The organism is Gemmatirosa kalamazoonensis, from assembly GCF_000522985.1.
Lineage (GTDB): Bacteria > Gemmatimonadota > Gemmatimonadetes > Gemmatimonadales > Gemmatimonadaceae > Gemmatirosa > Gemmatirosa kalamazoonensis.
Map to the genome: position 1 here is coordinate 5,220,639 of NZ_CP007128.1, position 21,079 is coordinate 5,241,717.

The 21,079-nt window shown below is 72.5% G+C and carries 15 protein-coding genes; 6 read left to right on the top strand and 9 right to left on the bottom strand.

What is annotated here, in order from left to right:
* Positions 1 to 9: 9 nt before the first annotated feature.
* Positions 10 to 1,065 (top strand): biotin synthase BioB, encoded by a 1,056-nt coding sequence (gene bioB, locus J421_RS22620; RefSeq protein WP_025413459.1) that lies wholly within the window; start codon positions 10 to 12, stop codon positions 1,063 to 1,065.
* A complete protein-coding gene (pdxH, locus tag J421_RS22625) occupies positions 1,058 to 1,714 on the top strand; it encodes a pyridoxamine 5'-phosphate oxidase (protein WP_025413460.1) in 657 nt (218 codons plus the stop codon). Before bioB ends, pdxH begins: the two co-directional genes overlap by 8 nt.
* Before the next feature lie 16 nt (positions 1,715 to 1,730).
* On the opposite strand, the gene J421_RS22630 is transcribed toward pdxH, so the two are convergent.
* Positions 1,731 to 4,517, bottom strand: a complete 2,787-nt coding sequence (locus J421_RS22630; protein ID WP_025413461.1) for a putative bifunctional diguanylate cyclase/phosphodiesterase — start codon at positions 4,515 to 4,517, stop codon at positions 1,731 to 1,733.
* 247 nt (positions 4,518 to 4,764) lie between these two features.
* Between J421_RS22630 and J421_RS22635 the strand changes: the two genes are divergently transcribed.
* Together J421_RS22635 and J421_RS22640 are read left to right on the top strand one after the other, a co-directional pair.
* Positions 4,765 to 5,151, top strand: a complete 387-nt coding sequence (locus tag J421_RS22635; RefSeq protein ID WP_025413462.1) for a BlaI/MecI/CopY family transcriptional regulator — start codon at positions 4,765 to 4,767, stop codon at positions 5,149 to 5,151.
* Positions 5,148 to 6,815, top strand: coding sequence for a M56 family metallopeptidase (locus J421_RS22640; RefSeq protein WP_025413463.1), 1,668 nt, complete (start codon positions 5,148 to 5,150; stop codon positions 6,813 to 6,815). The genes J421_RS22635 and J421_RS22640 overlap by 4 nt, the downstream gene beginning before the upstream one ends.
* 99 nt (positions 6,816 to 6,914) lie before the next feature.
* Here J421_RS22640 and J421_RS22645 read toward each other — a convergent pair whose 3' ends face one another.
* Complete coding sequence (locus J421_RS22645; RefSeq protein WP_025413464.1) at positions 6,915 to 8,996, bottom strand: M1 family metallopeptidase; 2,082 nt, start codon at positions 8,994 to 8,996, stop codon at positions 6,915 to 6,917.
* 186 nt (positions 8,997 to 9,182) lie between these two features.
* On the opposite strand from J421_RS22645, the gene J421_RS22650 reads away from it, so the two are divergent.
* Entirely contained in the window at positions 9,183 to 9,944 is a 762-nt protein-coding gene (locus tag J421_RS22650; RefSeq protein ID WP_025413465.1) for an SIR2 family NAD-dependent protein deacylase, read from the top strand.
* A gap of 448 nt (positions 9,945 to 10,392) precedes the next feature.
* Here the strand turns inward: J421_RS22650 and J421_RS22655 are convergent, their stop codons facing one another.
* The 4 genes from J421_RS22655 to J421_RS22670 all read right to left on the bottom strand — a co-directional run bounded on the left by J421_RS22655 (position 10,393) and on the right by J421_RS22670 (position 13,914).
* A complete protein-coding gene (locus J421_RS22655) occupies positions 10,393 to 11,238 on the bottom strand; it encodes a glycoside hydrolase domain-containing protein (protein WP_025413466.1) in 846 nt (281 codons plus the stop codon).
* On the bottom strand, positions 11,235 to 11,918 hold the full coding sequence (gene nfi / locus J421_RS22660) for a deoxyribonuclease V (protein ID WP_025413467.1): 684 nt from the start codon (positions 11,916 to 11,918) through the stop codon (positions 11,235 to 11,237). Before nfi ends, J421_RS22655 begins: the two co-directional genes overlap by 4 nt.
* Positions 11,915 to 12,865 carry a tetratricopeptide repeat protein gene (locus tag J421_RS22665; protein WP_025413468.1) on the bottom strand — a complete coding sequence of 317 codons (951 nt, stop codon included), beginning with the start codon at positions 12,863 to 12,865 and terminating at the stop codon, positions 11,915 to 11,917. The genes nfi and J421_RS22665 overlap by 4 nt, the downstream gene beginning before the upstream one ends.
* Positions 12,866 to 12,927: 62 nt before the next feature.
* Positions 12,928 to 13,914, bottom strand: a complete 987-nt coding sequence (locus tag J421_RS22670) for an aldo/keto reductase (RefSeq protein WP_025413469.1) — start codon at positions 13,912 to 13,914, stop codon at positions 12,928 to 12,930.
* A 53-nt stretch (positions 13,915 to 13,967) separates the two neighbouring features.
* On the opposite strand from J421_RS22670, the gene J421_RS22675 reads away from it, so the two are divergent.
* Positions 13,968 to 16,001, top strand: a complete 2,034-nt coding sequence (locus tag J421_RS22675; RefSeq protein ID WP_104022965.1) for a sensor histidine kinase — start codon at positions 13,968 to 13,970, stop codon at positions 15,999 to 16,001.
* Between the two features lie 3 nt (positions 16,002 to 16,004).
* Here the strand turns inward: J421_RS22675 and xylB are convergent, their stop codons facing one another.
* The 3 genes from xylB to J421_RS22690 all read right to left on the bottom strand — a co-directional run bounded on the left by xylB (position 16,005) and on the right by J421_RS22690 (position 21,017).
* Positions 16,005 to 17,507, bottom strand: coding sequence for a xylulokinase (gene xylB, locus J421_RS22680; protein WP_025413471.1), 1,503 nt, complete (start codon positions 17,505 to 17,507; stop codon positions 16,005 to 16,007).
* A gap of 143 nt (positions 17,508 to 17,650) precedes the next feature.
* Complete coding sequence (xylA, locus tag J421_RS22685; RefSeq protein ID WP_025413472.1) at positions 17,651 to 18,820, bottom strand: xylose isomerase; 1,170 nt, start codon at positions 18,818 to 18,820, stop codon at positions 17,651 to 17,653.
* Positions 18,821 to 18,827: 7 nt separating this feature from the next.
* The gene (locus J421_RS22690) at positions 18,828 to 21,017 is read right to left on the bottom strand and encodes an alpha-glucuronidase family glycosyl hydrolase (RefSeq protein ID WP_104022966.1); all 2,190 of its coding nucleotides are present in this window, start codon (positions 21,015 to 21,017) and stop codon (positions 18,828 to 18,830) included.
* Between the last annotated feature and the right edge of the window lie 62 nt (positions 21,018 to 21,079).

Below are 21,079 nucleotides of genomic sequence, written 5' to 3' on the forward strand. Positions count from 1 at the left end.
CACGATCCGATGCCGAACTGGAGCGAATTCGCCGACCGCGCACTCGCCGGCGAGCCCCTCACGCGCGACGAGGCGCGCGCCGTCCTCGCCGCCCCCGACGACGCGCTGCTCGACCAGCTCGCGGCCGCGTACCGCGTGCGGCGGCAGCACTGGGGGAACCGCGTGCGGCTGCACTTCCTGCTGAACGCGCAGAGCGGACTGTGCCCCGAGGACTGCGGCTACTGCTCGCAGTCGAAGGTGTCGGCGGCGGAGATCGAGAAGTACCCGATGCTCGCGCGCGAGAAGATCCTCGACGCCGCCGAGCGCGCCGCGCGGTTGAAGGCGGGGACGTTCTGCATGGTGATCTCGGGGCGCACGCCGGGCGGGCGCGTGTTCGAGAAGGTGCTCGACGCGGTGCGCGAGGTGAAGGCGCGCCACGACCTCCGCGTGTGCGCGTGCCTCGGCCTGCTCTCGGAGGCGCAGGCGGTGGCGCTGAAGGAGGCGGGCGTGACGCAGGTGAACCACAACCTGAACACGTCGCGCCGCTACACGCCGGACGTCGTCACCACACACACGTTCGACGACCGCGTGGCGACGGTGGAGCACGTGAAGGCGGCGGGCCTCAAGACGTGCTCGGGCGGCATCGTCGGCATGGGCGAGACCGACGACGACGTGATCGACCTCGCGCTGTCGCTGCGCGAGCTGGAGGTGCGCTCGGTGCCGGTGAACTTCCTCATCCCGGTGCCGGGGACGCCGTTCGAGACGGTGCGCGCGCTCGATCCCCGCCGCTGCCTGCGCGTGCTGTGCCTGTACCGCTTCCTGCTGCCGTCGCAGGAGATCCGCATCGCCGGCGGGCGCGAGGTGCACCTGCGGTCGATGCAGGTGATGGGGCTTTACCCGGCGAACTCGATCTTCATCGGCGACTACCTCACGACGCAGGGGGCCGCGGCGCGCGCGGACCTCGAGATGATCCGCGACGCGGGCTTCGTCCTGGAGGCGCCCGACGGCTCCGCGTACGCGGGGGATCCGCTCGCCGACCTGCCGGAGAGCTATCCGCGCGCGCCGCTCCCCATGATCCATGTCTGATCCATCGGCGCTCGACCTCTCGCTGCTGCGCCGCACGTACGCCCGCGCCGCGTTGGGCGAGTCCGACGTCGCCGACGACCCGATCGCGCAGTTCGCGGCGTGGTTCGCCGAGGCACAGCACGCGCAGGTGCCGGAGCCGAACGGCATGACGCTGGCCACGGCGACGCCCGACGGCCGTCCGTCGGCGCGCGTGGTGCTGCTGAAGAGCGTGGACGCGCGGGGCTTCGTGTTCTTCTGCGACTATCGCAGCCGCAAGGGCCAGGAGCTCGACGCGAACGCGCGCGCCGCGCTCGCGTTCTGGTGGGAGCCGCTGGAGCGGCAGGTGCGCGTGGAGGGGCGCGTGGAGCGCGCGTCGCGCGAGGAGTCCGCGGCGTACTTCGCGACGCGGCCGCGCGGCAGCCGCCTCGGCGCGTGGACGTCGCGGCAGTCGAGCGTGCTCCCCGACCGCGCGGCGCTGGAGCGCGAGCTGGCGGCGGTGGAGCAGCGATTCGCCGGCGTCGACGACGTACCGCTGCCGGACCACTGGGGCGGCTTTCGCGTCGTGCCGGACGCGATCGAGTTCTGGCAGGGGCGGCCGGACCGACTGCACGACCGGATCCGCTACCGCCTGACGTCAGGGGGATGGACGCTGGATCGATTGTCTCCCTGACGGCGCGAGGGAGTCGTCAGGCGGCCTCCGCGCCGTGCCCGATTCCCTCGTTCAGCATCCGCGTGATCTCCTCCGGCGGCACCGGGTGCGCGAAGAGGAAGCCCTGTCCGTACTCGCAGCCGAGCGCGCGGAGCTGCTCCTGCTGCTGTGGACGCGCGACGCCTTCGGCCACCGTGCGCAGCGCCAGCGAGTCGCCGAGCGCGATGATCGTGCGGGCGAGCGCGGCCTCGCTGCCGCCGCGGCACATGGCGTCGATGAAGCGGCGGTCGATCTTCAGCACGTCGAGCGGGAACTGCTGCAGGTAGTTCAGGCTCGCGTAGCCGGTGCCGAAGTCGTCGATCGCGAGCCGCGCGCCGAGCGCCTTCAGCGCGCGCAGCGTCTCCAGCGTCCCCTCGTCCTCCTGCAGGAACACCGTCTCGGTCAGCTCGAGCAGCAGCAGATGCGGCGGGAAGCCGCTGTCGCGCAGCGCGTCGCGCACGTCGTCGACGAAGCCCGGGTCGCGGAGCTGCAGCGGCGAGACGTTCACGGTGAGCGTGAGCGAGCGCATGCGGTCGAGCGAGCGGCGGCCGCCGACCCAGCCCGCGCCGTGGCGACACGCCTCGCGCAGCACCCAGCGGCCTAACGGCACGATGAGGCCCGTCTCCTCGGCGAGCGGCACGAACCGCGCGGGCGGCAGCACGCCGAGCTGCGGGTGTGCCCACCGCACCAGCGCCTCCACGCCCACGACGCGCTCGCCGTCGAGCTCCACGATCGGCTGGAAGTGCAGCAGCAGCTCGTCGCCCGTCGGCATGCCGCTCACCGCGGTGCGCAGCGCCGCCTCGAGCTCCAGCCGCTCCAGCGCGGCCTCCTGCATGCCGCGCTCGTACATCACGTGCCGTCCCTTCCCGGCGCCCTTCGCGCGGTACATCGCGACGTCCGCGTTGCGCAGCAGCACGTCCGCCGTGGGGCGCTCGGTCTCGTCGCCCACGCCGCCGCGCGCCACGCCGACGCTCGCGCCGACGAAGATCTCCTTGCCGTCGATGGTGACCGGCGCGCGCATCGCGCGCACGACGCGGTCGGCGACGACGAGGACGTCGTCGTCGCTGCGCACGTTCTCGAGCAGGATCGCGAACTCGTCGCCGCCGAGGCGCGCGACGGTGTCGCTGCCGCGCGTCGCGTTCAGCAGCCGCTCCGCCACGGCGCGCAGCAGGGTGTCGCCGGCCGCGTGGCCGAGAGAGTCGTTCACCTTCTTGAAGTCGTCGAGGTCGACGTAGATGATCGCGACGTTCGACGGGAGCCGGTCCGGTGCGGCGAGCGTGTGGTGGATGCGGTCGAGCAGACGCGCGCGGTTCGCGAGCCCGGTGAGCGGGTCGTGGAACGCCTGGTGGCTGAGACGCGTCTCGAGCTCCTTCCGCGCCGTGACGTCGTAGCACATGCCGACGAGCGTCACCGCGTCGTCGTGGTTGGTGCGGAAGCGCGAGATCGTGAGGCTGCACCAGATCTGCGCGCCCTCCCGATGCACGAACCGCTTCTCCACGGTGACGCTGTCGCGCCGGCCGGCGCGCAGCTCGGCCACCGGGCCGCGTGTGATGATCGCGTCCTCGGGCGGCGAGAACTCCGATGCGCGTCGGCCGATCAGCTCCGCGGCCGACCATCCGACGAGCCGCTCGAACGCCGGGTTCACCGCGTGGATGATCCCGTCGTCGTCGATGAACGTGATGCCGATCGCCGCCTGGTCGAACATCGCGCGGAAGCGCGCCTCGCTGGAGACGACGCGCGCCACGGTGGCGACGCGCTCCGTGACGTCGCGGATGGTGCACAACCCGCCGGCGATGCGGCCGTCGCTCGAGCGCACCGGCACGCACACGGCATCGAAGAAGCGCCACTCGGCGTCGCGCGACGCGCGGCCGCGGCACTCGTGCACGTGCGTCGGCTCGCCCCCGATCGCGCGCTCGTACGGCTTGCCGTGCTCGCCCCAGTCGATCTCCGCGTCGAAGTCGTCGAGGCGGCGGCCGAGCGCGTCGCGGCGCTCGACGCCCGTCCATCGCTCCATCGACGGGTTCCACTCGGTGACGCGCTGGTCGTCGTCGAACGCGTAGATCCCGTCGGACACCGACGCGACGAGCGACGTCGCGAACTCGCGCTCGTGCGACGTGGTCGCGTAGGCGCGCGCGAGCTGCTCGCGCGACGCGACCACCTCGGCCACCAGACTGTCGGCGTGCCGCGACGCGGGGCGCACCACGGCGACCGCGCCGACGGCGAGCGCGGCGAGCATCGCGAGGACGAGCGCGATCTCCTGCACGCGGAGCGCGCTGATCTCGGCCTCGGATCCGGCGAGCACGTCGCGCCGCGCCGCGGCGAGGAGCCGGGCGAGCGTCAGCTGGCCCGCGACAATGCGGTGGCCGAGGGCGGCGTCGGGCGCGTCCGCGCCGAGGGCCGCGGCGTCGGCGAGGAGCCGGACGCGGACGGGGACGAGCGAGTCGAAGCGGGCGCGTACCTCGTCGGCCACCCCGGCCGGGGCGGTGGCGAGCGCCGCCGGCGTGTCGTGCGTCCCCTCGTCGCGCAGCTCCGCGGCGGCGGCGGCGAGCGTGCGGCGGGCGCCGTCGCGGGCGGCGGAGCCGACCGGCGTCTGCTCCAGCAGCGTCGCCGCCCCCGCGAGACGCTCGGACGCGAGCCGCTCCCGGCTCCAGCGCGCGATGAGCGCGTAGTGGCCGAGCTGGCGCGCCTGCGCCGCATGCACGAGCACCTGCCCCCCGATCGTCGCCGCCGACGCGATCGCGAAGACCGCGAGGTAGCGGTGGGTCAGGTTGGGGAGGCGGCTCATGGCGCGGGGTGCGCGGGGTGCGCGGGGTGCGCGAGTCGGGATACGCCACGCGCGGGAGCCGGGGCTCCCGTAGCGTGGCGCGAGGTCGGTCGACGGATCATTCCCCCTCAGGTATCGACCGCGCCGGAGCCCCGCTTGAGCCGCCGCGTCGTGCCAATTCGGCGGCAACTAGATTTCTAGTTGACATCCACGGGCTCCCCGCGCATCTTGGCGTCGGGTTCTACTAGAAATCTAGTTGCGAGGGCACATGGCGGTCTCGTTCACCGACCGGGAGCTCGACGTCATGGCGGTGCTGTGGGAGCGGGGGCCGTCCACGGTCGCGGAGGTGCGCGGCGCGCTGGACGACGACCTCGCGTACACGACCGTGCTGACCGTGCTGCGGACGCTCGAGGACAAGGGGTACGCCGGCCACCAGGAGGCGGGCCGCGCCTACCGTTACCACGCGCTGGTGGCGCGGGAGGCGGCGGGCCGCAGCGCCCTGCATCGGGTGCTCGGCAAGCTGTTCGCCGGGTCGCCGGAGCTGCTCCTCACGCAGCTCGTGGACGAGCGCGGGCTGGCTCCCGACGAGCTGGCCCGGATGCGCGCCCTGCTCGACGACCGGCTGCGCGGCCTGGGCGAGGAGGACGACGCATGACCGCGCTGTGGATGGGCTATGCCGTGCTGCTCGCGACGCTGCTCGGCCTCGCGGCGGCGTGCGTCGAGCGCGCGCTGCGCACGGCGCGACGGGCGGCGCGCGTCGTGTGGGTGGTGGCGCTCGCGGGGTCGCTCGCGGCGCCGGCCGGGGCCTGGGTCGCGCGGCGCCACGTGTCGGCGTCCCCTGCCCCCGTGCCGACGACCGCCGCCGCCGCGTCGCCGGCGACGCTCTCGGCGCTGCTCGCCCGGGCGCGCGTTCGCGAGATCGCCCCCGACGACGCGGCCCGCTGGCGGGCGCTCGACCATCCGCTGCTCGCCGTGTGGCTCGGCGCGTCGCTGCTGTCGATCGGCTGGCTCGGACTGTCGCACCGCCGCCTCCGCACGGCGCTCCGCGCGTGGCGCTCGGCCACGGTCGCCGGCGAGGACGTGGTGCTGACGCCGGGCACCGGGCCGGCGGCGGTGGGGAGCGAGGGCGGGCGGATCGTGCTGCCGACGTGGGCGCTCGCGCTCGCGCCGGACGACCTGGCGCTCATGCTCGCCCACGAGCGCTCGCACCTGCGGGCGCGCGATCCACAGCTGCTGGCCGGCGCGGCGCTCGCCGTCGCGCTCGCGCCGTGGAACCCGGCGCTGTGGTGGCAGCTCCGCCGGCTGCGGCTCGCCGTGGAGCTCGACTGCGACCGGCGCGTGCTGCGCCGGCATCCGGACGTCGCCCGCTACGGGGCACTCCTGCTCGACGTCGCGCGCCGGGGCACGGCCGCGCGGCTGCCGCTCGCCGCGGCGCTCAGCATCCAATCATCCGCACTCGAACGGAGGATCCGCACGATGACCACCCGCCGTCCCCGCCACCCGCTCGCGCGCGCGCTCGTCCTCGGTGCGTTAGGCACCGGTCTCGTGGCGGCCGCATGCGAGGCGCCGCGCCCGCTGGCGCCCCGCCCCGAGTCGCGCGTGCCGCTGTCCGCGATCACGAACGCGGCCCCGCAGGTGGAGCGGCGCGAGGGCGAGCCGACGATCGACCGCGTGCGGCTCGCGATCAAGCAGTTCATGCCGACGGTGGCGAGCGGCGCCGAGTCGCCGGGCCGGCTGTGGTTCGTGTCCGACGAGACCGGAAAGGTCGTGAAGGCGGCGTTCGACGCGGGCACGGGCAAGGACGGAGCGCTGCGCAGCCCGAAGCTGCGCGTGACGCTCGACTCGCAGACCGTGCTCGAGGCGAAGGACGCGATCGTGCAGTCGCCCGCGCAGCCGGAGTTCGTCGCCACGATGGACCCGTCGTCGATCGCGACGGTGGACGTGATGAAGCTCGGCCCGGGGAGCGTGACGAAGGACAGCGTCGCCGTGATCTGGATCGTGAAGAAGCCCGCCGGCGCGGCGACGGCGCCGGTCACGCCGCGCGCCGCGCTGAAGCGATCGGGTGTCGCGCTGACGTCGCCGCCCGACACCGCGACGCCGACGCCGAACGCGGTCCGGATGACGGGGCCGAACGGCGAGTCGCCCATCTTCATCGTCGACGGCGTGGTCGTGCCCGCGGGCCCCGACGGGCGTCCGCCGCTGCCGGCACCCGACAAGATCGAGTCGGTCGAGGTCTTCAAGGGTCCCGCGGCGGTGAAGCTCTACGGCGACAGCGCGAGCAAGGGCGTCGTGAAGGTGACGACGAAGAAGCCCGATTGAACCGCAGAGGACGCAGAGGCCGCAGAGGAGAACCAATTGGTGTTGGTTTCCTCTGCGGCCCTCTGCGTCCTCTGCGGTTCGATGTCGTTCGCCGCTCGATCAGTGCGACGCGCCGCGCGGCCAGACGTTGTCGGACGGATCGCGGTCGGGGAACCGTGCATCTGGATCGAGCTTCACGCTCTCCACGGCGCGGCCGCCGAAGTCGAGCGTCGCGGTGAACGTGCGGGCGCCGCGGAACCAGACGTCGGCCGGGTACGTGACGAGCGCGGTGTTGGCGTCGAGCGCGCGCACGTTAGGCGTCGGGCGGATCGCCGCGCCGCCGGGCGCGAGCTTCACCTCGAGCACGACCGGCGACGGCATCTGGCCGTCCTGGCGCACGGTGACGAGCGTGCGCGCGCCGCTCCGCGTCACGCTCTGGATCGAGGCGTCGACGCTCTCGGTGGTGAACAGCCAGTAGTACCAGAACCATCCGAGGTCGCGGCCTAGCGCGCGGTTCATGAAGAACATGTAGTCCCACGGCGACGGGTGCTTGAACATCCACGTCCGCGCCCACTCGCGGTGCGCGCGCTGCACCGCGCTGTCGCCGACGATGCCGCCCAACGCCGAGAGCATGAGCGGCGTCTTCTGGTAGGTCGTGAAGCCGTAGAACGACGGGCCGGCGTAGTTCGCGTCCCACATCATCGGCGGCTCGGCCTCGCTGCCGCTCACGCGGCCGTACGACTGGCCGAGCGAGTCGAACAGCGCCGTCGTGCGCGGCGCGCGGCCGCCGGGACGCGGGCGGATGATGCCCGACACGACGGCGCTGGAGTCGGAGAGGACGTTCATGTACTGGTTGAACCCCTCGTCCATCCAGCCGTACCATGTCTCGTTGTTGCTCACGACCATCGGCCACCACTGATGGCCGGTCTCGTGATCGGCGGCGCCCTGGTTGGAGTTGATCACCATCGGGTACTCCATCCCCGCGCTCGGCCCGTCCTGCAGCGTGAGCTGCGGGAACTGGTACGGGAACCAGAGGCCGGAGTAGAACTCGAGCGCGTGACGCGCCACGGGGCCGGCGTTCTCGTACAGGTTCGCGTGTCCGGGCAGATAGTACATGTTGATCGGCACGCGCCCCTTCCCCGGGATCGTGGCGCGCGTGGCGGCCCACACGTACTGGCGCGCGGTGGCCCACGCGAAGTCGTTCACCGTGTCGGCGACGAAGTGCCAGGTGAGGCGGCCGCCCTCGGTGCCTAACGTCGCGCGCCCCGGGGCGACGTCGTCGGGACCGACGATCGTGACCACGGAGTCGGACTCGAGAACGTGGGACAGCCGCTCCCGCGCGCGGGGCGTGAGCACCTGCTCGGGGTTCTGCAGCACGCCGGTGCCGCTCACGATCCATCCCGCGGGGACGTCGATGCTGACGTCGAAACGCCCGAAGTTGTTGTAGAACTCACTCGGCCCGAGGTACAGCTCCGTGTCCCACCCGCGCAGGTCGTCGTAGACGGCGACGCGCGGGTACCACTGCGTCGGCTGGAACAGCGAGTCGGCCCACCGCTGCGTCATGCGGTGTCCGGCGCCGGGGCCGCCGGGGAGCTTGTGGTTCCACTGGATGTCGAGCGTCGCCGTCGCGTTAGGCGCGACCTTGGACGCGAGCGTGACGCGCGCCACGGTCGTGCGCAGCCCGGCGATGCGGAGCGCGGGGGCCGACGCGCTCGCCGCCGCGGCGAGGCCGCCGGCCCCCTGCGCGGTGGGGGGCGGCGCCTGCGTGAGGTCGGCCTCGCGCCCGTCGACGGCGAGGCGCGTGATCACCATGCCGTCGGTCACCTCGGCGGGCACCCACGGCGCGAGCTGCGGCGTGTTGCCGAGGAAGATGTTGGGGTCGAGCCGGAGGACGATCTGGCTCAGCGAGTCGGGGCTCGCGTTGTGGACGACGACGGTCTCGCGCCCGGTGATGCGCTGCGTCGCGGGGTCGAGCGACGCGCGGATGGTGTAGTCGGTGCGCAGCTGCCAGTAGTTGCGGCCGGGACGCCCGGTGGAGTCGCGCGTGCCGGCGGCGAGCGCGCGGCGGATGGTGTTCGTGAGCGGGATGTCGCGGCGGACGGCGCGCTCGGGGAGCGGCGCCTGCTGCTGCGCGCCGAGGCGCGCGGCGAGGGCGAGGCTCGCGAGCGCGGCGACGCGGCGCGGATGCGGAAGGTTGGACACGGATTCTCGTTGCTCAGCGTTTCCGAGCGACGGAGGACGCAGAGGACGCGGAGGAGAACCTTTCACATGGTCTCCTCCGTGCCCGCCGTGTCCTCCGTGGCTCGATTCGAAGAGGGCAGTCCTCTGCGACCCTCTGCGTCCTCCGTGGTTCAAACATACCGAGCGAGCGGTCGGCTAGCTTCCGGCATGGACGCACACGACGTGGACCGAGCGCGCGAGCTGCTGGGGCGGGCCGAGCGCGTGGTGGTGTTCACCGGGGCCGGCGTGAGCGCGGAGTCGGGTGTGCCGACGTTCCGCGGCGCGGGCGGGTTGTGGCGCGACCACCGCGCGGAGGACCTCGCGACGCCCGAGGCATTCGCGCGCGACCCGCGTCTCGTGTGGGAGTGGTACGCGCGGCGCCGCGAGCTCGTGGCGCGGTGCGCGCCCAACGCAGCGCACGCGTCCATCGCGCGCTTCGCGGCGGCGCGGCCCGGCGTGACCGTGGTCACGCAGAACGTGGACGGGCTGCACCAGCGCGCCGCGCGCGACGCGGGCCACGACGCCGGTGCGCGCGCGATCATCGCGCTGCACGGCACGCTGTTCGGCGTGCGCTGCTCGCGGTGCGACACGCGCGCGCCGCACGACGGACCGATCGATGCGACGTCGCGCGAGACGCTGCCGCGCTGCCCGTCGTGCGGGGCCCTGCTCCGCCCCGACGTGGTGTGGTTCGGCGAGGCGCTCGACCCCGTCATGGTGCACGCCGCGTTCGATGCGGCCGCATCCTGCGACGCGTGCCTCGTGGTGGGGACGAGCGCGGTGGTGCAGCCGGCGGCGAGCGTGGCGACGCTCGCGGCGCGCGGCGGCGCGGCGGTGGTGGAGGTGAACGCGGAGGAGACGGGGCTTTCCGGCGCGGCGGACGTGGTGCTGCGCGGGAAGGCGGGGGAGCTGGTGCCGGGGGTGCTTGCCTAACGACGATTCGCTGCGGGACGATTCACTGCGGGACGATTCACTGCGGGACGATTCACTGCGGGACGATTCACTGCGGGACGAACTACGGCGGGACGATCTACGGCGGGACGATCGACTGCGGGATCGCGCGGCGGCGAGCGGAGGCGAGACGCGCGTTCGGCGCGCGGGCGCGCGGCGCCTCGCGGGGACGAGCCTCCCAGAGGTTTGGAACGCGGATCCCGCGGATTCCGCGGATCTGCGAATCTGCGGAATCCGCGGAATCCGCGTTCCAAACACGACGAGCCTTCCTGGCCGCGGAGTCGTGACACGGCGCCGCGATGTTCGGATCCGGCCCGCGTGGGATCGGCACCGGCGCGTGTTCGGCGCATAGCACCTTGGGCGAAGGGGGGGGAGCCCCCCTGGGACCTAGGTACGCGCCGCCGATCGCGCCGTCGATCGGCCCGCCGTCTCAGCTCCCCGACGGCGACTTCGTGCTCGCCACGCTCTCGTCCACCGTCAGCGTCACGCCGTTCCACGTGCGCGTCACGTCGAGCGCGCCCTGCCACGCGGTGGCGAACGGATAGCCGACGCCGGTCGGCGCGCTGGCGAGCGAGAAGTTGCGCGTGCTTGCCACCCAGAACGGCACGTCGCCCACGTCGGCGTGGATGTCCGCCCCGTTGCTGACGTGCGCGTAGATCCCGGGCCGGAAGCGCCCATCGGCGACGACGCGCGCGACCCATGCCTTGTAGTAACTGCGCATCGCAGCGGTGATCGTCATCGGCTCGAGGTCGAGAAAGATCGCCGTGCCGCTCGGGAAGCCCTCGGCCGCGGTGCGCGCGATCGCGTCGCGTGCCTCCGCGTCGCCCTGCGACGCGTCGAGCAGCGTGCGGGAGCAGGTGACGGCGACGGCGCTCGCCATGGCGCGCAACGCGGACGCGCGGAGCGACGCCTCGCGCGAGCCGGCGAGAATCGGTACGCCGTCCCACGTCTGCTGGCCGACGTAGAGCACCGCGACGCCGAGTCCCGCTGACGTGATCGTCGCGCGCTTGCCGACGAACGTGGAGTCGCGATGGCACGGCGCCGGGAGGTAGTAGCCCATCCACTCGTACGGCGCGCCGGTGGCCCACGCGCGCACCGCGGCGTCGCCGGGGTACACACCGATGTCGAACCCCGGATGCCCGGCGCCGCCCGTCGGCGTCGTCGGCGTGGGCGCCTGCGGGACCTCGAACGGCGTGCCCGCGTCGCCGCCGCACGCCGCGACGGTGCCTAACGCGAAGACGCTCGACAGCAGCATCACCGACCGCGCGAGACTCACGATTTCGCCTTCCTCCGTTCCTCGTTCACGAGCCGGTGCGCCCGGCGCGTCGTCTCCGGCTCGCGGTACCCCGCGCTCGCCGCGAGCACGACGTCCACCGCGGTCTCGAGGTCGACGAGGTGCCCGGGCGAGACGTACACGGGGTTCACGCGGTCGCGCAAGCGCACGGCCATGCCGACGATCTCGCCGCGGTGCTCGAGCGGCGCGCGCGACCCGCGCTCGGCGCCGAGCGTGCCGTGGCGGCCGACGAGGATCGACTTCGCGCAGCCGATCGACGGCACGCCGAACAGGACGCCGCCGTGGCACGCGATGCCGAAGCGGCGCGGGTGCGCGATCCCCTGCCCGTCGAAGATCAGCACGTCGGGCCGCGTGCGCAGCCGATCCCACACGTCCACGATGAGCGGCAGCTCGCGGAACGACAGCAGCCCGGGGACGTACGGGAACCGCAGCGGCGCGACGGCCGAGGCCTCGTCCACGGTGCGCAGCCCGGGCTGCTCGAGCACCACGATCCCCGCGTAGCCGACGTCGCCGAAGCGCTCCATCGACACGTCGAGCCCCGCGACGAGGCGCGGCGCGAAGCCGGGCGGCGGCGCGAGCACCACGCGCGAGCGGAGCGCCTGCTGCTGCGCGATGGCCTGCTCGACGGTGAGATCGAAGCGGCGGGGATCGACGTCGGTCACTTCAGCTTCGCCAACGCATCCCTCGCGCCGGTCAGCTTCGGGTCGAGCGACACCGCGGTCTGGTACTCGGCGCGTGCGGCGTCGCTGCGTCCACGCTCCTCGTAGATCGTGCCGAGGCGCCAGTGGGCGCTGGCGAGCGGCGGTTCTCCGGGCTGCGGCGTGTAGGCGAGATACCGCTTCAGTGACTGCTCGCCACGCTCGAGCTGCTGCCCCGACTCCGCGGCCAGGCGCCCCACCACGAAGTGGGACAGCATCGAGCCGGGCACCGCGTGCTGCATGCGCTCGATCGTCTGCCACGCGTCGTCCCACCGCTTCTGCTGCGCGTAGCCGAACGCGAGGCTCGCCCACGCGTTCAGGCTGTCGGGGTACTCCGCGGCGAGCCGATCGTACTCGTGGATGACGGTGCTCCAGTCCCGGTCGCGGCCCGCGATCCGCGCGGCGACGAAGCCGCCCCACCACGTGTCCCGCCGCCGGATCTCCTCGATCTGCGCGCGCGCCTTCTCCTTGCTGCCGCCCAGGATCCCCGGCGCCTGCGTGTAGTACTCGACGAGCCCCTCGCGCGCGTCGAGGTACTCCGGGTCGAGCTGCACGGCGCGGTCGAACTCGTGCTTGGTCTTCTTCGCGAGCGACGCCTTGCTGAAGATGTTCGCGCGCTGCGCCTGCGCGCCGTACGCGCGGCCGAGATAGAAGTGCGCGACCGGGTTCGACGCGTCGGCCGCCACCGCGCGCTGGAACGCGTTCGCCGCATCGCCGTACTGGCCGTCGACGAACGCGAGGCACCCGGCGAAGAACGCGCCGCGGCCGGCCTCCGACTGCGCGAGCTGCTGCGCGCTGGTGCGCGCCGTGGGAAAGCGCGGGTTGCCGAGGTGGCCGCACAGCGTACCGTCGGCCTTGCTCTGCGCCGCGAGCGTGGCAGGTACCGCGAGCAGGAGAAGTGCGAGACGCATGGCGGGAGGGTGAGGGGATGCGCTGCATACCGCGCCGAGCGCGGCGAGGTTCCGACCGCACCTCACCATCGCGGGTGCACGGCCTCTCGGAGGTACTGGTCGTACACCTCACCCACCCGCGCCATCGTCTGCGCGGAGAGCGGGGCGAGGTCGAGTGCGTGCACGTTCCCCTCCACCTGCGCCGCGTCGCGCGCGCCGGGAATCGTCGCCGTCACCTCGGGGTGCATCAGGATCCAGCGGAGCGCGAGCTGCGCCATCGTCGCGCCGTTAGGCACGAGCGGCCGCAGCGCCTCCACCGCCTCGAGCCCGCGCGCGTAGTCCACGCCGCTGAACGTCTCGCCGACGTCGAACGCCTCGCCGCGGCGGTTGAACGTGCGGTGGTCCGTCGGCGCGAACTCGGTGTCGGCGCGGTACTTCCCCGAGAGCAGCCCGCTCGCGAGCGGCACGCGCGCGAGGATGCCGACCTGCCGCGCGCGCGCCACGGGGAAGAACTCCTCGGCCGGACGCAGCCGGAACATGTTGAAGATGATCTGCACCGACTGCACGTTCGGGTACTCGGCAGCGCGGACCGCCTCCTGCACGCGCTCCACGCTCACGCCATAGAAGCGGAGCTTCCCCGCCGTCACGAGGTCGTCGAGGATGCCGAACACCTCGGGCATCTCGTACACCTCGCCCGGAGGGCAGTGGAGCTGCAGCAGGTCGATCGCGTCGCAGCCGAGGTTGGCGAGCGAGCGCTCGACGAACGCGGTGAGGTTCGCGCGGTCGTAGCCCGCGGCGACGTGCGGGTTCAGCCGCCGGCCGGCCTTCGTGGCGACGATGATCTCCTCGCGCCGCTCGCGTCGGAGCCGTCCGACGAGCCGCTCCGAGTGTCCGTCGCCGTACACGTCGGCCGTGTCGACGAAGTTCACGCCGAGGTCCACGGCGCGGTGCAGCGCGCGCAGCGACTCCGCGTCGTCGGTCCGCCCCCACACGTCGCCGCCGATGGCCCACGCGCCGAAGCTGACGGCGGAGATCCTCCATCCGGTGCGACCGAGATCACGGTACTCCATGCGTGCTCCTCCCTGCATACGGGGCGCCATATGGCATTCTATATTTCGTATCGATGACCACCGTCTCTCGCCATACCGTGCCGCTCGACCGCGTCTTTCCCGGCGACGGCGAGATGGCGCGCCGGTGCCGCGCGTTCGACTGGACGCGGACCTCGCTCGGCCCGCCGAGCACTTGGGATGCCGCGCTTCGCGTGGCGGTGCGCACGGCGCTCGAGTCGCCGATGCCGATCAATCTGTGGTGCGGCGCCGACCGGGTGCTGATCTACAACGACGGCTACATCCCGCTCCTCGGCGCGAAGCACCCGCGCGCGCTCGGCACGCCCGGCTTCGAGGTGTGGCACGAGATCTGGCCGGAGATCAGCGGCATGTTCGACCGCATCCTGGCCGGCGGCCCGGCGACGTACGCCGAGGACGCGCCGTTCCGGATGGAGCGGAGCGGCGAGACCGATGCGGCATCGGCGTGGTTCACGTTCTCGCTCAGCCCCGTGCGCGACGACGCGGGCGAGGTGATCGCGTTCTTCAACGTCGCCGTCGAGTCGACGCAGCGCATACTCGCGCAGCGCGAGGTGGAAGCGGCGCGCGCCGCCGCCGTGCGCGCCGAGGAGCGGCTGCGCGGGGTGTTCGCGCAGGCGCCCGCGTTCCTCGCTGTGCTGCGCGGCCCGGAGCACGTGTTCGAGTTCGCGAACGACGCGTACCTGCAGCTCGTGGGGCATCGCGACATCATCGGGCGCCGCGTCGTCGACGCGATCCCCGAGGTCATCGGCCAGGGCTTCGTGGAGCTGCTCGACCGCGTGCTCGCGACCGGCGAGCCGTTCGTCGGGCGCGAGACGCCGGTACTGCTGCGACAGACGCCCGACGCGCCGCCGACGCAGCTCTACCTCGACTTCGTGTACCAGCCGCTCGTCGAGGGCAACGGCGAACGCGTGGGCATCGTCGCGCACGGGTCGAACGTCACCGAGGCCGTGATGGCGCGGCGCGCGATCGAGGCGAGCGAGGCGCGCTACCGCTTCCTCGCGAACGCAATCCCGGTGCAGGTGTGGACCGCGACGCCCGACGGCGCGCTCGACTTCGTTAGCGACCGCACCGCGCGCTCGCTCGGTCGTCCGGCCCACGCGCTGCTGGGCCCCGGATGGCTCGACGTCGTGCATCCCGACGACGTCGCGGCCGCGACGGAGCGGTGGCAGCAGTCGCTGCGCACGGGCGAGCCGTACGAGGTGGAGTTCCGCCTCCGCAGCGCGGAGCACGGCGCCTACCGCTGGCACCTCGGCCGCGCGATCGCGCAGCGCGGCGACGACGGCGAGGTGCTCGCCTGGTTCGGCACGAACACCGACATCGAGGAGTCGAAGCGCGCGCAGGCGGAGCTGCAGCGGCTGACGCAGGAAGCGCTCGACGCCAACCGCGCGAAGAGCGACTTCCTCGCCGCGATGAGCCACGACCTGCGCACGCCGCTGAACGCGATCGGCGGCTATGCGCAGCTCATGGAGATGGGCGTGCGCGGGCCGATCACCGACGAGCAGCGCACCGACCTCGCGCGGATCCAGCGCGCGAAGGAGCACCTCGACCGGCTGGTGAGCGACGTGCTGAGCTTCGCGAAGCTCGGCGCGGGACGCATCGACCTGCGCCGGCACACGGTGGAGGCGCGCGCGCTCGTCGCTTCGGTGCTGGAGATGATCGGGCCGCAGCTCGAGGAGAAGCGGCTGGAGCTGCGCGCGCCCGACGTGCCTAACGGGATCCTCATCGCGTGCGACATCGACAAGACGCGGCAGATCCTCGTCAACCTGCTCGCGAACGCGCTGAAGTTCACCCCCGCCGGCGGCACGATCGCGATCGCCGTGCGCGCGGCGTCGGCGGTCGTCTCCATCGACGTCACCGACAACGGCATCGGGATCCCCGGCGACCAGCTCGAGCGCATCTTCCAGCCGTTCGCGCAGGCCGAGCGCGCGCTCGACCCGCGCGAGCAGGGCGTGGGACTCGGGCTCGCGATCAGCCGTCAGCTCGCGCGCGCGATGGCCGGCGAGCTGCGCGTGAGCAGCGCCCCCGGCGTGGGCTCGACGTTCACGCTCACGCTGCCGCGGCACGCCGGCTGAGCGTCAGCGCTGCGCAGAGGGCGCCGCGGGCTGCGCGGCGGCGTACGACGCCCGGAACCGCGCGTACACGTCGTCGTACGCGCGATGCGCCGCCGGGTCGGGGTGCTCGAGCGCGCTGCGGGTGAGCGTCGCCTTCCCCGCCGCCGCGAGATCGGCGAACGCGCCGACGCCCACCGCGCCGAGCAGCGCCGCGCCATACGCCGGGCCTTCCTCGCGGTTCACCGTCTGCACCGGCAGCCCGTAGACCTCGGCCTGCAGCGTGCGCACGAACGGGCTCTTCGCGCCGCCGCCGGTGAGCAGCAGGCTCGCCGGCGCGAGGCCGAGCGACTGGAGGATCGAGACCGAGTCGCGGAGCGCGAACGAGACGCCCTCGAGCACGGCGCGCGTGGTGTGCGCCCGCGTGTGCGCGAGCGAGAGGCCCAACAGCGCGCCGCGCGCCGACGCGTCGCGATGCGGCGTGCGCTCGCCCTGCAGGTACGGCAGGAACGTGACGCCCTCGGCGCCGCGCGGCACGCTCGCCGCCTCGGCGTCGAGCCGCGCGCTCGCGCCGGGCGACGCCAGCTCGCGCGCGAACTGCTCGCGGTACCACGAGAACGCGCCGCCCGCCGACAGCACGACGCCCATCACGTACCACACGTTAGGCACCACGTGGCAGAACGTGTGCGCGCGCAGCCCGGGATCCACCACCGGCCGAGCGGTGGGCGCGAGCACGGTGCCGGACGTCCCCCAGCTCGCGACCGCCTCGCCCGGCGCCACGACGCCGACGCCCGCCGCTCCGCACGCGTTGTCCGCGCCGCCGCCGACGACCGATGTTCCCTCCGCGAGCCCGCACGCCGCGGCCGCCTCGCCCGTCACACGCCCGAGCACGTCGGACGAGCCGCCGACGTCGGGGAGCAGCGCGCGCGGCACGTCGACGGCGGCGAGCAGCTCGTCGCTCCACCGCAGCCGCGCGGGATCGAACATCAGCGTGCCCGACGCGTCCGACGGCTCGGTGGCGAGCACGCCGGTGAGGCGGTAGCGGATGAAGTCCTTCGCCAGCAGCACGGTGGCGACGCGCGCGTAGGCGTCGGGCTCGTGGCGCCGCAGCCACAGCACCTTCGGGAGCGTGAAGCCCTCGAGCGCCGCGTTCATCACCCAATCGCGCAGCCTGTCCTCGCCGCCCGCACGCCGCGTGATCTCGTCGCACTCGGCGGTCGTGCGGCCGTCGCACCAGAGCAGCGCGGGGCGGATGACCTGCCCCGCGCGGTCGAGAAACACGCTCGAGTGCATCTGACCGGAGATGCCGACCGCCGCGACGGAATCGTCGGGCCGCTGCGCCAGCACGTCGCGCAGCGCAGCGACGCTCGCCTGCCACCACGCCTCCGGATCCTGCTCCGCCCAGCCGGGCCGTGGGGTGCTCATCCTGAGCGGCGTCGTGGCCGACGCGACGACGTCGCCGCCGGGCGCGACGAGGATCGCCTTGACGCCGCTCGTGCCGACGTCGAGGCCGAGGAAGAGTGCACTCATGCGGGAATCATCGGTCGAGAGTCAGTGCAGGTGCGCTGTCCTTTCGGCAGGATAAACAGGATGGACAGGATGAACACCAACAACGACTGCTTTGTTGTTGGTGTTCATCCTGTCCATCCTGTTCCTCCTGTCGAAAGCAGCGCTCAGCGCGCTCCGAGCAGCACTTCGATCGTGAGCTGGTCGAGCCGCTCGTACGCGTAGCCCTGCGCGCGGATGGCGGGCAGATCGAGCTGCTGCTCCTTCAGCGCCTTCGCGCGCTCGGGCGAGAACTTCACGCCGTCGTTCCCGGCCCCGTCGCCACGGGTCTTCAGCTCGCGCACGAGCTGCTGGATCTCGGCGTCGGCGTTCCAGCGCGCGGCCTTCTCCTTCAGGATGAGATAGGTGCGCATGCAGCCGGCGGCGAAGTCCCACACGCCCTGCTCGTCCTCGGTGCGGTAGGCGTGCGCGTCGAAGTGGCGCATGCCGTTCCACTGCGCGTCCTCGAGCAGCTTCACGAGGAAGAAGTTGTCCTTCACGTTCACGGAGCCGAAGCGGAAGTCCTGGTCGTAGCGCCCCGGCTTCTGATCGTTCAGGTCGATGTGGAACAGCTTCCCCGCGTCGAGCGCCTGCGCGACGCCGTGCGTGAAGTCGAGCCCCGCCATCGTGTCGTGCGCGACCTCGGGGTTGAGCCCCACCATCTCGGGATGGTCGAGCGTCTCGATGAACGCGAGCGCGTGGCCGATCGTCGGCAGGTAGATGTCGCCGCGCGGCTCGTTCGGCTTCGGCTCGAGCGCGAACTTGTAGTCGTACCCCTGCGCGATGTTGTACTCGCAGAGGAAGTTCAACGCGTCGCGGAACCACTTCATGGCGTCGCGCGGATCCTTCGCCGCGTTCGTCTCCGTGCCCTCGCGCCCGCCCCAGAACACGTACGTCTCGGCGCCGAACTCCTTGCCGAGGTCCATGGAGCGCATCGTCTTCTGCAGCGCGTAGGCGCGCACGCGCGCGTCGTTCGACGTGAACGCGCCGTCCTTGAACGCGGGGTCGGTGAACAGGTTCGTCGTCGCCATCGGGACCTTGAGCCCCGTGCGCTCGAGCGCGGCCCTGAAGTCCTTGATGATCTGCGCGCGCTCCGACGCCGACGCGTCGCGCGGAACGAGATCCTCGTCGTGGAAGTTCACCCCGTACGCTCCCAGCTCGCCGAGCTTGTCGACGATGCACGGCGCGGAGATGGCGGAGCGCACCGGCTCACCGAACGGGTCGCGGCCGACGTTGCCGACGGTCCAGAGGCCGAACGTGAAGTGGTGCTCGGGGCGGGGCGTGTAGGCGTCGCTCATCGCAAGCTCAGGGAACGTTGTCGCAGCGGGGTTTGTCGCGGTTCGCCGGGCAGCGAACCTGGAGATAGTACTGCAGCGGGTGCGCGGGCTGCTCGTAGCGTGCCGGAATGGGTAGATGCGAGAACGACTGGAAGTATGTCAGCGCCGCGTCGCGCCACCAGCGGGCTTCCTTCTCCTGGATCGCCAGGAAGCTCTGTACGTCGCGGAACCGCTCGTCGTCCACCTTGCCGCGCTGGGCGTCCCAGGTGCGCTGCATGGCGCGCACGGAGTCGACCCCGGCGTTGTAGCGCGCGACGAGCTCGTCCCAGAGCGGCCGGCCGTGCGTCGCCGGCAGCCGCTCGGTCCACCCGACGTGATGGAACCAGAGCAGCACGGAGTCGGGCACCGTCCGCTGGTTCCCCCACCGCGCGCGGATCGGCGGCGCGTACTGCTCCAGCGCGTTGCTCCCCGTCGCGGTGCGGTCGAAGCCGAGGCCGAGCGAGTCGGCGCGGTGGAAGTAGGTCGGCGTCTGGTCGGCGCGCATGCGCGTGTTCGGCCCACCGACCCACGGCCCCGGCCCGTAGTGGTGCCCCGTGGCCATGATGTGCGCGAGGCCGAGCGGCGTCATGTAGTTCACGACCGCCTCGCGCGACGTCTTCATCATCGCCTTCACCGCGCGCACGAACGACGGGTCGTTCGTGAACGTCATGCGCAGCCAGTCGTCGGCGATGTCGCTCGCCGACATCTCGGGATCCCACGCGAGGCGGCCGTACGCGTACCAGTTCGCCTGGTTGAACTGCGAGCCGGTCCAGTTGCGATCGTCGCCGATGTTCGATACGCCGGCGATGCCGGTGCGCGCGTAACCGTGCAGCGAGCCGTCGATCACCTTCGCGACGGTGGAGCCCTTCCCCTTCGCCCACGTGTCGGACCGCAGCACCTCCTCGAACTCCTGCCCGAGGTAGACGAGGTGCGTGTCCTGGCCGAGGTACTCCTTCGTGACCTGGAACTCCATCATGAGCGGCGTCTTCGGCATCGCGCCGAAGAGCGGCGAGAACGGCTCGCGCGGCTGGAAGTCGAGCGGCCCGTTCTTCACCTGCACGAACGCGTTGTCGCGGAACTGCCCGTCGAGCGGCTTGAACTCCGTGTACGCCTGCTTCACGCGGTCGACAGGCACCTCGTTGCTGTACACGAACGCGCGCCACATCACCACGCCGCCGTGCGGCGCGAGCGCCTCGGCGAACATGTTCGCGCCGTCGGCGTGCGTGCGGTGATAGTCCTGCGGGCCGGGCTGCCCCTCCGAGTTCGCCTTCACGGTGAACCCGCCGAAGTCGGGGATCAGCGCGTAGATGGAGTCGATCTTCGCCTTCCACCACGCGCGCACCGCGGGGTCGAGCGGGTCCGCCGTCTTCAGCCCGCCGATCTCGATCGGGGCGCTGAACCGCGCCGTGAGGTACACGCGCACGCCGTACGGGCGGAACACGTTCGCGAGCGCGGCGACCTTCGCGAGGTACTCGGGCGTCAGGATGCGCGCGTTCGCGTTCACGTTCGTGAGCACCGCGCCGTTGATGCCGATCGACGCGTTCGCGCGCGCGTAGTCGCGGTAGCGCGGGTTCGACGCGTCGGGGAGCGTGTCCCACGCCCACAACGAATGCCCGGCGTAGCCGCGCTCCACGCTGCGATTGAGGTTGTCCCAGTGGTTCAGCAGCCGGAGCTGGATCTTCGGCGCGCTCGCCACCGCGAGGTTCGCGAGCGTGCCGTACGTCTGGAGCTGGCGCAGGAACCGGAACGCGCCGTAGAGCGCGCCGACGTCGCTGTTCGCGGCGACGACGATCGCGCGCCGGCCGCCCACGCGCGTCGCGCGCACGACGTAGCCCTCGCGCCCAACGGCCCGCAGCGCGTCGCCGAGGCCTAACGCGCCGATCGTGCGCGACGACGCCGGCGTGCCGACGATCACCGCGCCGTCGCGCGTGGCCGACGCCGACAGCGGCACGTCGGCGCCGAGCAGTCCGCGCAGCCCGGTCCGCAGCTCGTCGCGCGCCGCGCGCAGCGTCGGCGAGTCGCCGTCGACCACGAGCTGCGTCACGGCCGCGCGGTACTCGGCCAGCCGCGCCGCGTCCGTCACCGGGCGGTAGCGCAGCCACAGGTCGTAACCGTCCTCCGCGCGCGCGGGCGCGGCGGCGGACAGGACCAACCATAGCGTGATCAATGCTCTCTTCATTCGCATCGGTGCTCGGCGTTCTCGACAGGATGCACAGGATGGACAGGATGAGCGCCAACACC